This window comes from Bacillus sp. GMs2/2 (assembly GCF_050172095.1).
In the GTDB taxonomy this organism is placed as follows: Bacteria; Bacillota; Bacilli; order Bacillales; family Bacillaceae_G; genus Bacillus_A; species Bacillus_A cereus.
On sequence record NZ_JBNLYE010000130.1, the window covers coordinates 1 to 11,566 of the forward strand.

An 11,566-nucleotide genomic window follows, 5' to 3' on the forward strand; every position below is an offset into this window, starting at 1 on the left:
GTTCGTCCATTGGCAAAGAAAGTCGGTGTGGATCGTTCTGTTATTACTGATGGAATTGTAACTGGTAAAACAGCTGAAATGAAATTAGACGCATTTATGAAAATTATGGATGTTGTCTATGAAAATTTAGAAGAACGGCAAGAAGTGATACGGAAATTTATTAAACTTTCTCAAAATGATCTTAATGTTCGTAAATCTTTGGTTTATTGTCAAGGTACTGGTGAGTATGATGTAATAGCAGATTTGGTGAAAATCCATCAAGGAGATCGTTTATTAAATAAATATATTCGAGTGTATGAGTTATTCAATAAACGTAATCAAAACATAAAAAAAGGACAACCATTAATTGAAGAGATGGATGAACAGTTATTCTCAAGTGATGCAGAACTCCAAGTAGTAATCAATATATTATACGCTTTGTCTATGCATGACACCTTCAATATAAGAGCGATGAATCCGTATATGGATAAGGTGGAAAAAAATCTAATTGAGGTTCATGATAACTTTATAAACAATTGGTTAACAATGTTTTTCGATGAAAGGATGGCATATGTTAATTTGTTTGATGATAATTTAGAATTATGTCGTCAAAAATGTGAAAAGTTACTAAAAGAGGCTAACAATGTCCCACTAATTTATACGACTAGTATGTGTTGCATTGGCGAAAGTTATATGTTTGATGACAAATTCCTTGCTGAGAAGTGGATTTCGGATAGTATCGCCTACCTAGATAAACATGGAGTATCTCGCGAAAGCAGAAAGTATAAAGCTTTTAATACTACGCTAAATTACTTATATATCGAATTTGGTTTTAATTTAGACAAAATTAATTTCGATTACATTGATACTTCAGAATTAGGTTACTATATAGGATTGTATGAAGATAAGGAAAAAGGGTTAGAAATGATATATAATTTAGTTAAAGAACGTGGTAGTTCACCGTTTACTGATTACTACATTGCTAGGATAAATGAAGATTTAGAGGGCTTGGAAAAGGCTCTTATACGCTTTGAGCGGGTTGCAAACTACCATTATGCTAAAGCGGTACGACGTACAATTCAATTGTTAAAAAATAAGCAGGGAGAGGTCGAGAGAGTATGAGAAAAGTTGGTATACTATTGTTAAGTGTTGTTGGTGCGTTCGCACTAGTATTAAACACAGGGGTATTGGAGAAAGACCAAGCTGTTAGTAAGCAAACAAATAACGAATATGTACAATATATGAGCTCAGAACCCGGAGGATCTTGAGTTTAATAGGAATAAATGGGAGACGTTGCCAAATGGCGACGTCTTTCGTGCTTTCTAGGCTTGGTTGATTATATGTGCATGTACAAAAAAACAACCGTAAATTTTTACCAATATAAAAAGGAGGGGTTTTGATGCTAAAAACAGTAGGAGTAGATGTTAAAGAAAAAATAAGTGAGTTAGTTGAACTTGCATATAAAGGAGATCAAGATGCAATTGAAAAAATAATCAAAATAAAAAAAGAACTTGGTGGAAGTTAATCTGCCAAGTTCTTTTTTTATAGATCATTGATCATATTTATAATTTTGCTTCGTTTATCAGCAGGAAGCTGATTAATACGTTTCATGATATCTTCAACATCATCTGTTATTTTTTTTGATGTTTCTTCATCAAAAGTTTTATGCTTTGAAAGCCCCATAATATAATCAGCGGAAACGTTGGTAACACGAGCTATATTTTCTACCGTTTCCCTACTAGGTTCACGTTTATTTGATTCATATAGCGAAATCATTGTGTAGTTTACACCGACAGCATCTGCAAGTTCATTTTGTTTCATTTTTAAAGATTTACGAACCTCTTTAATACGACTACCAATAGTTTCAGACATTATTAAACCTCCTTTTAACTTTACGTTTATTTCTCTCTTTGTTATATATAATGTACAATAAAACTTTGCGTAAAGACAAGTTTTTTTATTTTTTTAGAAAAAATACTTTGCAACAAGCAAATTTAATTGTACAATGTGTTTAACAAAAGAAAGATAAAGAGAAAAAGACAAACAAAAACTTTGCTAGAAGCAAAGTATAGGGGGGTATATAGTGTGGATAATGAAAAAGACTTATCTGCTCGAGAAGCAAAAAAGGCTTACATGCGAGCCTGGAGAGCGGCTAATAAAGAAAAGGTTAAAGCAACTCAGGAACGATATTGGAAAAAAGTGGCGCAGAAAATGAATATGGAAGAAAGCGAAATTAAGAATGATTACAATCGCAATTGGTATCAGAAAAATAAAGCTAAAAGAAACGATTACATGCGAGATTATTACCAAAAGAAAAAACAAAATTCTTAAGGTAACTGAAAGGAGGCGATAACAAAATGATAGAGGAAAGCACGTTTTCGTTGATGATAGTCGCACTTGTGATTTGTATAGTTCCTTTAGCAGTTTGTTTTTTGGACAAGCCAATTGAAAAGTTTATAAAGGATGATGAGCGAGATGTATAAAAACCTATTTATTCTTCGAAGAGAACATCGTATGACACAAGAGGATGCTGGGAAGTTGGTAAATATATGCCAGCAAACATATTACTTAAAAGAAAAAGGGAAACGTGATTTTACTCTTACAGAAGCAAAATTACTCGCAAAACATTTTAAAACAACAGTAGACGAACTATTTGCGAAGTGATTAGAGGGGGATTTTAATGAAAAACGGTAAAAAGTTAACCAAGCGTGAAAAGGTGCACCTTAAATCATACAAATTGAATCCTGAGAGTTGGTTAATTTTTAAAAAGGTAGATGGGGAATTACATTTAGTTCATCGTCATACGAACTCAATACGAGTTATTCCAAGTGCGTAGGATGGACAAGCATTATTAAAAATGAGGAGGATTTTATATGGACCAATTAACACCAGTAAATGAACAAGCAACATTATCAAGTTTGGAAGTAGCAAAGATGGTAGGGAAGCGGCATGATAATTTAATGGCAGATATCAAAACGCATATAGGTTATCTAAGTGAAGATGACGCCCTGAAAAGTCAGGTGGTTGAATATTTTAGGCAAAGCACGTATTTAGATAAGAAAAATGAGGCGCGCCCATGTTATAACATCACGAAAAAAGGCTGCGAGTTAATTGCTCATAAAATGACAGGTAAGAAAGGGACATTGTTTTCTGCTTCTTACATAGAACGATTTCATCAAATGGAACAACATATAAAAAAGCAAAATGAAATCCCTACTGACCCATTCAAACAAATCGAACTAATTGCAGCAGGAACAACCAACTTAAACAATCGAGTTAGCAAGTTAGAACATGTTATTGAAGAACAATTAACTATTGATTTTGGACAACAACGAGTAATAGAGAAGGCAAAAGGTAGACGTATCTATTTCCTATGGGAACAAGGCCATATTGATAAAGAGGTTCATGGCACTACACGTAAGTTGTTTGGTTTGTTAGGTAAGAATTTAAAAGATGCATTTGATGTGAATAGCTATAGAGATATTTTAAAGAAAGATTTTGATGAGGCTTTAAAATTTATTGAGGGCTGGAGACCGATGATCTAATTATCTAAAAGGAGGACCATTACGTGGAGATGATAACAAACAAAGAAGTGTTTAGAAGTATTGAAAAGAAAGCAAAACAACTTAGGTTAGTTCCTGATCAATTACAGGTGGAGCAATTAAAAAATGTTTTTCTTTTTAAAGAATATAAGGGTGAGTACATCTGCGTTTATTCGTGTGATAATCAAATGCATTTTGTTTCTGAAACATTTGGAAAAGGTAAAATGACCCATCAAGTCGAGTTTTTTAAAGTTTTTGGTGAAGAGTGGAATGAATATCCCTATAAAATGATTGTTTTTAATGCAATTGCTTGGTACAAGCGATGGCTAAAGTCGAATTTTAAAGATATGGACGAATTGTATGACCGAAAGAGAAGTTTACAAAAACAGCATGAATGGTTAATGGAGATTATGGAAATACAACGTGCCAGTGAAAAACTACTTTTCATTAATGAGGTTAACAATGTTTTATATAGAGTGAAGGAGCAAACTTTAAGTATAGGTAAGCAGGTTATAGATATTATTCATGTTTGGGATTTTAGTGTCGATGAGGTGTGTGCTCTTCTTGGAGGGAATGCAATAGAAGGTCAACGGCTATATAAAGAATATCGAGAAGATAAAGAACAGCAAAAAACTTTTAAAACATTTATGGAATATGCCTTGCATAGAGGACTGGAATATAGACATCTAAAAGGGCGAATGAGAGGTATATATGATTGCCCATCTTATGAAATGCCTTTCTATTGGGCGGTAAATAACGTGATTTTGGATTTTATAGACAATTCACCAAAAGCGAAAGAAAAGATAAACGATTTCCTTAAAAATGATTTGGGATTAACTATGTATAGAACAGTTGAAGATTTAGAAGGCAATATTTTAGGAGTTATAGAGGATGATGAAAGCAATTAAAAAAGTAACTTGCGCCAACAAGTTACCCTACTGAAATACCCATGAAAAAATACTTAGAAAAATTATAACATACATGTCCAGTTTATGAAAAGAGGGGCATGATTATGCCCCTTAAATATAAGAGGTGCCTATATGAGTAAATTAATCATCAACGAAGAACCATTATTAGTTCTTCCATCGTTAGCAAAGAGTATCGGGTTAAATGAAGCGGTCTTTTTACAACAAATACATTACTGGTTAAATCGTTCTAATCATTTCTATGATGAAAGACGTTGGATATATAACAGTGCTGTTGAATGGTCTAAACAATTTCCATTTTGGAGTGAAAAGACAATTAGACGTATTTTGAAAAACTTAGAAGAAACCAAGATTTTATTGACTGGTAACTACAACAAGATGAAATTCGATAAAACTAAATGGTACACCATTGATTATGATAAATTACGTTCGCTCGAAACGGTAAACGATGTGGACAATTTGACTAGAAGAAGTGGTAAAAATGACCATGTGCTACCGGACAAGTTGACCAGACCAATACCAGAGAATACACAGAGACTATCTACAGAGATTACAGAATATATAGTCGAGATAGTAAACTATCTCAACACTACATGTAATAAAAGTTATCGTACCTCAACTAAAAAAACTCAAACATTAATAAAAGCGAGATTAGCTGAAGGCTATACAGTTGAACAGTTCAAGAAAGTAATTGACATAAAGAAATCTCATTGGTTTGGAGATGCAAAATGGGATGAATATTTAAGACCTGAAACACTATTTGGAACAAAGTTTGAAAGCTACTTAAATAGCAAACCAAAAACAAAGCAACATTCGGAAATGTCTGCTGAGGAACGGTTGGAACATTTCCAAAAAGAAGCAGAGGAACAAGATGATTTGCCATTCTAGGGGTGTGCTAAATGGGGAGAGAAGAACTTTTTCAAAGAGTGTTCAGTAGTGATCGAGATGTGAGAAACTCAGTCAGTGTAGAGGAATTAATGAAGGCTATGTCACTTGAAGAGGGTGCATGGTGCAAAACTTGTAAAATATTCGTTCCGATGATGCAGTTGCCTATCTACTTATTAAAGCATTTAAAAGGCGCCAAAGTACCAGGGGTTAATTCCACGGGGAAAGTGCAACCAGTATGCCCTAAATGCTTTAGGAAACCATCTGCGGATCAAGATGAAATTAGATATCAGGATGTTGTAGAGACAGCACAAAAGAGAATGCAGCAAGGGGAACAAAATCGATATTTAATGCCAACGCCAGAAAGATATATCGCTGCTACACTTGAGAACTTTGAAATGAGAGCGGGCGTCGAGAAGGCAGTTAAAGGTGCAAGGTACTTTATTGAAAATATCTCAAAAAAGCAAGAAAAAGGGCTGTTTTTACAAGGTGGATTCGGATCTGGAAAAACAAGACTTTGTTATTCGATTAAACACACTTTAGAGAGTATGGGTCCTAAAGTGATTGTATATAACGTGACACAACTGTTAGATAGGATACGCTCTACATTTAGCAGTGATAAGGAAAGTAAAGCGGAAATTATGGCATTACTCATGAAGTGCGATGTATTAGTACTAGATGATTTAGGAGCAGAAAAGCCTTCAGAGTTTGCAGCAGAGTTTTTATATACGATTGTTGATTATCGATACAGTACGTGGAGACGAATGATTATTACAAGTAACTGTAGTGATGAGGAACTACAGGAACGTCTGGGCCATTTACAAGGTGGACGTATTTTAGATCGGTTAAGAGAAGGGTGTTATAAAATTCCAATTACGGCAGGGAGTGCGAGGTAATGGCAAATAATAAGAGTGGAGAAATACTTGATGGCATTAAAGAATTGCTGTGGAAATTAATAATTAAAGCGAAAACTGATGAAAGAGTACGTGATTTTTTGGATGATTTTAAAAAAGTGTTAGAAGACAATAAACATTCAGCTAAAGAGGAACTTTCGGTAGCCTTTGCAAGGTTACAAGAAAAACACTTTCCTAACTTTGAAGAAGGAGAATCCAAAAAATGACTAAAGAAAGAGACCAAGTAAAAGCTGGAGCTACCGTTCGAGAAATGTCAGATGCTGAATTTATGAAGAAGTATGAAAGGCTTGTGCATCATTGCGTTTGGAAACGGTATGCGAAAAAAATGAAGAGTATAGAACATGATACGGGTTTAGATATAGAGGACTTAACTCAATTTGGGATGATAGGTCTTATTAAAGCAAGGGATAATTTTGATCTTGAGTATGGCTGTAAATTTTCAACGTATGCTGTTCCTAAAATCATAGGTGAGATTGGCCGAGCCATTCGAGATTATCAAAAGGTGAAAGTGCAACGAAGTGTATACAGTATAAAGGGGAAAATTCTGAGACAAAACCTAGAAGATGAAATTCCAGAAGAAATAGCAAGTATCCTAAATGAAGATGTATCCGTAGTAAGCAACGCATTACATTATCAACCAGGTACACAGTCCTTGAATAAAGTTGTACACCAGTCTAACGGGAATGAAGAATTAACCTTGGAAAGCATGCTAGAGGATAAAAAAGCAGAAAACGTTGAGGATGTATCGATTAATAGAATGGTGATACAGGCATTTAAATCTCAATTATCACATAAAGAACACATCGTATTAGATATGAGCCTACAGAACAGGACACAACAAAACATTGCAAATGAAATAGGGTGTAGTCAAGTTCAAGTTAGTCGTATTCTGACAAAAATAAATAAAAGTGCTGTTCAGTTCGGTAAAGAGGGGGAGCTTCATGATTGAATCATAAAAAATAGAATATTCATTTACGTCAAGGTGAGAGTGGGAAAGAAAACTAAACCAAAGTGTTATTTTAATCGGAATGGCAGGTAATTGACCAAATCACCTGCCATGTGCCTAAACAGTCCGGAGGGGTAAAACTCCGTTTTGAAAGAGTGTAGCTGACTCGTAGATAGTATGTGTAATGTGGAAAAGATTATTCGTAAAGGGAAATGGAGATGGACGATATTAAGTTTCGAGCATGGGACAAAGTAATGGAGAAAATGTATGAAGTCGGATTTATAGACTTCGCTAAAGAAAGAGTGCAATTAGCACATAACGTTGATGGTATTTGTTATGCGGCGTACATCTCTCCTTTAAAAGATGTTGAGCTACTTCAATACACGGGAATTAAGGATGTAAAAGGTAAAGAAATTTACGAAGGGGACATTGTCTATCAAGAATTTCATGATCGTATGGAAGAAACAGATGGATTCACAGGAGCAGTTAAGCAGATGGAAGGCGCTTGGGGGATTTGTAACGGAGTGGATCATGCTGAATTGCTGTGGAGTGAATTAAACCTAAATCATGTAAAAGGTAATATCTATGAGAATTTAGAGCTATTAGAAATCTGGACAAAATAGTTATTTTGTGATGAATAAATAAAAGAACCCGCTGGTTATAAACGAGTTCTTCGTAACAGGTGCACCAGGAACACCAGGAAGCTGGTCCAGAGCAATCTAGGTATTCACTTGGATGATATTACTATATGTAAAATGGGGAAAACAGTTAATGAAATTTAAATAAAATTCTTATTTTAAAAATAAAGAGCGCCTTGTAGAGCGCTCCTGATACCTAATCATGAATTTTTATGTTCCATCTTAGATTTCGGAATAAAATGCTCACGGATAAAGTTTTGATAAATCATACAGCTTATAAATGTAATATAAAACACTGCACAAAAGAAGATTAACATGTATTTAAATGTCTTTTTCATATTATTACCGCCCTAAAAGAGAATTACTTGGATTTTAATATGATATGTAAAAAAGTTGCGGTTATACAATGGAAGAATAGCTCGCGAAATTAAAATAAAATCTTAATTTTGCAATGAATAAAGAGCATACAAAGTGCATGCTCTTTCAATGAGATGATAGCTCACAATGTCCAATTTGTCAGCTTAATATAGTGTATGTATTTGTTCTGGTAGAGTGACAAAGAAATATTGAAAAAATAGTCATTTTACCACAAATAAAAAAGAGCACACATGTAAGTATGCTCTTTAACAAGAAAGGTAGATTTTTATGAAAGGGTGCCTCCATACAATATCATATGCCTGTCCAATTAAAAAGGTGAAAAGTTTTTAATAAAATCGTTATTTGAATAGAAAGGGAGGACGAAATGAAAACATTCAATGTTACCTTTACTCAAATGAAGATGTATGAAGCAGTCGTTGAAGCGGAAACAATGGAAAAAGCAGTTGAAAAAGTTCGTAATTACCATGTACAAGAGGAAGATTTACTTGAGAAGGATATAACGATTAATGACTTGCGTGAGGTGCTAGTCAAAGAACAACAGTTCGAATGAATGGGATGCTAAAATCACGTAAGAAAAGGCTTGTTTTTAATTGAGAATACAATAAGTCTAGGAAGTGCTAAAACCGCTCATTCAGGCTGTAAATAGCGTTTAATAAGATTTGATTAAAACAATAGAGAGAAGGAAGTGTTGATGTGGCTAACTTAAAGAAAAAGAAGATAAAAAAAGCCATTGACCGTCGCGCAAGAGCAATGGATAAGGAGAGAGTTACAAATGCATGGAGAAATATTTTTGTGCAAGCTGGCATCTTAAAATAAGTGAGGTGGCACACATAATGTTAGAGTGGCTAAAGGATTATCAAAAATTAGAAGATGAAATCATTTATTTGGAAAATGACTTATATAGAAGTAAACGAGAATTAAAACGCTGGGCTGGTGGTGATTTGTGGGAAGTACGTTTAACAGCTGAATCAGAAGGAGCGAAACTAGAAGATCGTATTGCTACTCGTGAACATGAATTAGCTTTAAAAATGAATGACATGTTTGATTTCAAAAAGGTAATTAGTACATTCCATGGTTTGGAACACAAGATCATGTATGGTAAGTATGTGGAGGGCAAAACATTGGAAAAGCTTGCTGAAGAGTTACATTATAGTCCGCGCTATATCTATAATAAACACGCGCAAATAAAGCGTATGATTGAATATGCTCAGAAGTTAAGTTAACAAAATGTTAAGTTCACTTCAGTTCATGTTAACTATTGCAAAAAGAGTTTATAGTAATAACATAAAGAATTGATGAAAGGGCAACTGGTGCACGGTTGCTCTTTTTTATTTAGGAAACCAAAACCATGTAAGAATGATAAAAACAAAGAGAATAAGTAGTATTTTTAAGAATTTCATAACAGCCTCCTTTTAAACTATATAAGAAATGGAATCATTTACAGGAATCATTGTAGACAGTAATGAATAGTTATAAACGTAGAATATAAGGGGAGGAACTATAATTCATGTTAAATGAAGAATTATTAGAAGCACTAATGAAATATCGAAGGTTTAACGGGAAAAATCCTGATATCCTACAAGTAAATCCAAAACATTTCAGAAATCTACTGGAAGAATTAAATTATCCAGAGTGGCTTATTAAAAAGAAAGAAGCAGAACCAGGAACGAAAAAAAGCTTATTAGGAATAGCAGTTGAGCTAACAGATACAGTAGAAAAATTTAAACTATAAAAAGCATCCAAAACGGGTGCTTTTCTTATGCAAAAAATTACATAGGTGGTGTAGAGATGAGTCTTATATTTCATAATGGAGATTTAAATAAGTTGGCAAGAGATACTTCACATGACAGTATCATTTTAAAAGTTGGTGAACAAGAGATTGTAACTTTGAAAAGTAATGGAGATATCTATGTCAAAGGTAGGCTTATTGAAAACGATAAAGAGGTTGTAGATGGTATGAGAGAGTTCTTGAGGTTATCTAGGTAAAGAAAAGCGCAAACGTGTCGCATTTGAAAAGGATGGTGTTAAGTAAATGAATTCAGAAGAGATATATGTAAAACAAATGAATGCATGGATTAAGGAACAAGAAGCAAGAAGAGAACAGATTGTAGTAACAATTAAAACTAGCTCAGAGATTGTGGAACAAAACAAGATACAGTTGCAATGGTTAGATAAAGGATTGGGTCTTGCTAAAGAAGAGTTCGAGACTTGGAAGAAAGAAAATAATTATAAGGTGTGTGAATCTAATTGATTACTGAAACAAGAAAAACAATATCAGGTACAGAGTATTGGGATAATGAAAAGAAGAAGAGTCTATTTGTTCCTACAGATGAAGAACCAGAATTTGAAGTAACTGTTAATCCTGAGAGTATGATTGCTGATAAAGGATTTTCAACAGGAGGGTATTTGACTAAAGATACGTTGGCAATTGGTGAAGCAGGTACAGACCTTATCTTGAGTAATAAGACAATAAAAGAGTTACGTGAGTATGCTGATGAGCTAGGCATTGAGATTCCAGCTGATGTTAAAAAGAAAGAAGATATCATTGACTTACTATCATGAAATACTGTGACTTCAATGGCTGCCATAACAAGATAAGCAAAGGACGTTACTGTGAAGAGCATAAGCGTAACAAGCCAAGGAAGAAGAAAGATAAGAAGAACATCTACCATCATGATAACAAACCATTTTATCGTACTGATGCATGGAAGTATGTCAGGTCAAAGGTATATGAAAGAGAGAAGGGATGTTGTCAACGATGTGGACAGTTTGTCTTTGGTAGACGTGCTCATGTTCATCACGTAATACCAATCAAAGAAGACCCAACTCTTAAATTAGAAGAAAATAACTTAAGGTTACTTTGTCCAGTTTGTCATACAATCGAAGAAAATGAAGATAAACCGAAAAAAGTTTTTCCGAGTTATTTCGGAAGCCCCCCTATCAAAAATTAAAATTTGTCCTCTGGGGAGGATAGGTAGCGTAGGGGGCATATCAATAGTTGCGCCATTTTTAAAGAATGAAGGGGGGTGTGAAAATGGCTCGAATGTCAAAGAAGAAAAAGATGGAAATGCTGGATGTTGCAAGAGATGAAGAACGAAATAGAATCATAAAATTATTGACTGAAGATGACAATTTCACACCTTCATTAGAACCATTAATCGAAAATTATTTAGATGCTTTTATCATTTATAAAACTATGTTTGATGAATGGAAAGCTGATGGATTTGCAGCCACAAAAATGCATAAGAACAAGGCTGGGGCAACAAATGAAATGAAACATCCACTTGCTCAACAAGTTGAAACTTGGAACGATAAAAAAAACAAAATGCTAGATGCTCTTGGAATGACGAATAAGGGG

The 11,566-nt window shown here is 34.1% G+C and carries 24 protein-coding genes; 23 read left to right on the forward strand and 1 reads right to left on the reverse strand.

The genetic code is table 11. The features are described from left to right. From ACQGS6_RS16365 to ACQGS6_RS16375, 3 genes are all read left to right on the forward strand, one after another. Positions 1 to 1,101, forward strand: a 1,101-nt coding sequence (locus ACQGS6_RS16365; protein WP_426965321.1) for an AimR family lysis-lysogeny pheromone receptor, incomplete at its 5' end; no start/stop codon positions are given. Then, positions 1,098 to 1,247 carry a hypothetical protein gene (locus tag ACQGS6_RS16370; protein ID WP_001233256.1) on the forward strand — a complete coding sequence of 50 codons (150 nt, stop codon included), beginning with the start codon at positions 1,098 to 1,100 and terminating at the stop codon, positions 1,245 to 1,247. The genes ACQGS6_RS16365 and ACQGS6_RS16370, both read left to right, overlap by 4 nt. Positions 1,248 to 1,378: 131 nt before the next feature. Continuing rightward, entirely contained in the window at positions 1,379 to 1,504 is a 126-nt protein-coding gene (locus tag ACQGS6_RS16375; protein ID WP_000921419.1) for a hypothetical protein, read from the forward strand. A 17-nt stretch (positions 1,505 to 1,521) separates the two neighbouring features. Here ACQGS6_RS16375 and ACQGS6_RS16380 read toward each other — a convergent pair whose 3' ends face one another. Continuing rightward, positions 1,522 to 1,851, reverse strand: a complete 330-nt coding sequence (locus tag ACQGS6_RS16380) for a helix-turn-helix domain-containing protein (protein WP_000004989.1) — start codon at positions 1,849 to 1,851, stop codon at positions 1,522 to 1,524. Positions 1,852 to 2,064: 213 nt separating this feature from the next. Between ACQGS6_RS16380 and ACQGS6_RS16385 the strand changes: the two genes are divergently transcribed. The 20 genes from ACQGS6_RS16385 to ACQGS6_RS16480 form a co-directional block, all read left to right on the forward strand. Beyond that, the gene (locus tag ACQGS6_RS16385; RefSeq protein ID WP_000368215.1) at positions 2,065 to 2,310 is read left to right on the forward strand and encodes a hypothetical protein; all 246 of its coding nucleotides are present in this window, start codon (positions 2,065 to 2,067) and stop codon (positions 2,308 to 2,310) included. Positions 2,311 to 2,336: 26 nt separating this feature from the next. Further along, complete coding sequence (locus tag ACQGS6_RS16390; RefSeq protein ID WP_000568869.1) at positions 2,337 to 2,462, forward strand: hypothetical protein; 126 nt, start codon at positions 2,337 to 2,339, stop codon at positions 2,460 to 2,462. Beyond that, positions 2,455 to 2,643, forward strand: a complete 189-nt coding sequence (locus ACQGS6_RS16395) for a helix-turn-helix transcriptional regulator (RefSeq protein WP_000277641.1) — start codon at positions 2,455 to 2,457, stop codon at positions 2,641 to 2,643. The genes ACQGS6_RS16390 and ACQGS6_RS16395 overlap by 8 nt, the downstream gene beginning before the upstream one ends. Positions 2,644 to 2,659: 16 nt before the next feature. Then, positions 2,660 to 2,815, forward strand: a complete 156-nt coding sequence (locus tag ACQGS6_RS16400; RefSeq protein WP_000788372.1) for a DUF6906 family protein — start codon at positions 2,660 to 2,662, stop codon at positions 2,813 to 2,815. 37 nt (positions 2,816 to 2,852) lie between these two features. Next, on the forward strand, positions 2,853 to 3,524 hold the full coding sequence (locus ACQGS6_RS16405; protein WP_016099098.1) for a Rha family transcriptional regulator: 672 nt from the start codon (positions 2,853 to 2,855) through the stop codon (positions 3,522 to 3,524). Between the two features lie 29 nt (positions 3,525 to 3,553). Then, positions 3,554 to 4,429, forward strand: a complete 876-nt coding sequence (locus ACQGS6_RS16410; RefSeq protein WP_257147402.1) for a hypothetical protein — start codon at positions 3,554 to 3,556, stop codon at positions 4,427 to 4,429. A gap of 132 nt (positions 4,430 to 4,561) precedes the next feature. Next, positions 4,562 to 5,335 (forward strand): conserved phage C-terminal domain-containing protein, encoded by a 774-nt coding sequence (locus ACQGS6_RS16415; protein ID WP_426965322.1) that lies wholly within the window; start codon positions 4,562 to 4,564, stop codon positions 5,333 to 5,335. 11 nt (positions 5,336 to 5,346) lie between these two features. Further along, positions 5,347 to 6,228, forward strand: coding sequence for an ATP-binding protein (locus ACQGS6_RS16420; RefSeq protein ID WP_098487713.1), 882 nt, complete (start codon positions 5,347 to 5,349; stop codon positions 6,226 to 6,228). After that, positions 6,228 to 6,452 (forward strand): hypothetical protein, encoded by a 225-nt coding sequence (locus tag ACQGS6_RS16425; RefSeq protein WP_098487714.1) that lies wholly within the window; start codon positions 6,228 to 6,230, stop codon positions 6,450 to 6,452. The genes ACQGS6_RS16420 and ACQGS6_RS16425 overlap by 1 nt, the downstream gene beginning before the upstream one ends. Beyond that, positions 6,449 to 7,195 carry a sigma-70 family RNA polymerase sigma factor gene (locus tag ACQGS6_RS16430; protein WP_098487715.1) on the forward strand — a complete coding sequence of 249 codons (747 nt, stop codon included), beginning with the start codon at positions 6,449 to 6,451 and terminating at the stop codon, positions 7,193 to 7,195. Before ACQGS6_RS16425 ends, ACQGS6_RS16430 begins: the two co-directional genes overlap by 4 nt. 215 nt (positions 7,196 to 7,410) lie before the next feature. Continuing rightward, on the forward strand, positions 7,411 to 7,815 hold the full coding sequence (locus ACQGS6_RS16435; RefSeq protein ID WP_426965323.1) for a YopX family protein: 405 nt from the start codon (positions 7,411 to 7,413) through the stop codon (positions 7,813 to 7,815). 757 nt (positions 7,816 to 8,572) lie between these two features. After that, positions 8,573 to 8,758 carry a hypothetical protein gene (locus ACQGS6_RS16440; protein ID WP_098487717.1) on the forward strand — a complete coding sequence of 62 codons (186 nt, stop codon included), beginning with the start codon at positions 8,573 to 8,575 and terminating at the stop codon, positions 8,756 to 8,758. A gap of 143 nt (positions 8,759 to 8,901) precedes the next feature. Further along, complete coding sequence (locus ACQGS6_RS16445) at positions 8,902 to 9,024, forward strand: DUF3983 domain-containing protein (protein WP_001284975.1); 123 nt, start codon at positions 8,902 to 8,904, stop codon at positions 9,022 to 9,024. A 17-nt stretch (positions 9,025 to 9,041) separates the two neighbouring features. After that, positions 9,042 to 9,431, forward strand: coding sequence for a hypothetical protein (locus ACQGS6_RS16450; protein ID WP_000895343.1), 390 nt, complete (start codon positions 9,042 to 9,044; stop codon positions 9,429 to 9,431). Positions 9,432 to 9,715: 284 nt separating this feature from the next. Then, entirely contained in the window at positions 9,716 to 9,940 is a 225-nt protein-coding gene (locus ACQGS6_RS16455) for a hypothetical protein (protein ID WP_426965324.1), read from the forward strand. Between the two features lie 56 nt (positions 9,941 to 9,996). After that, positions 9,997 to 10,194 (forward strand): hypothetical protein, encoded by a 198-nt coding sequence (locus tag ACQGS6_RS16460; RefSeq protein WP_098487718.1) that lies wholly within the window; start codon positions 9,997 to 9,999, stop codon positions 10,192 to 10,194. Between the two features lie 46 nt (positions 10,195 to 10,240). Continuing rightward, positions 10,241 to 10,459: a hypothetical protein gene (locus tag ACQGS6_RS16465; protein ID WP_426965326.1), complete on the forward strand. Its 219-nt coding sequence runs from the start codon at positions 10,241 to 10,243 to the stop codon at positions 10,457 to 10,459. Beyond that, entirely contained in the window at positions 10,456 to 10,770 is a 315-nt protein-coding gene (locus ACQGS6_RS16470; protein ID WP_098487720.1) for a Rho termination factor N-terminal domain-containing protein, read from the forward strand. The genes ACQGS6_RS16465 and ACQGS6_RS16470 overlap by 4 nt, the downstream gene beginning before the upstream one ends. Continuing rightward, positions 10,767 to 11,159, forward strand: a complete 393-nt coding sequence (locus tag ACQGS6_RS16475) for an HNH endonuclease (protein ID WP_038413837.1) — start codon at positions 10,767 to 10,769, stop codon at positions 11,157 to 11,159. The genes ACQGS6_RS16470 and ACQGS6_RS16475 overlap by 4 nt, the downstream gene beginning before the upstream one ends. An 83-nt stretch (positions 11,160 to 11,242) precedes the next feature. Then, the coding region (locus ACQGS6_RS16480) for a P27 family phage terminase small subunit (RefSeq protein ID WP_426965327.1) at positions 11,243 to 11,566 on the forward strand (324 nt) is incomplete at its 3' end.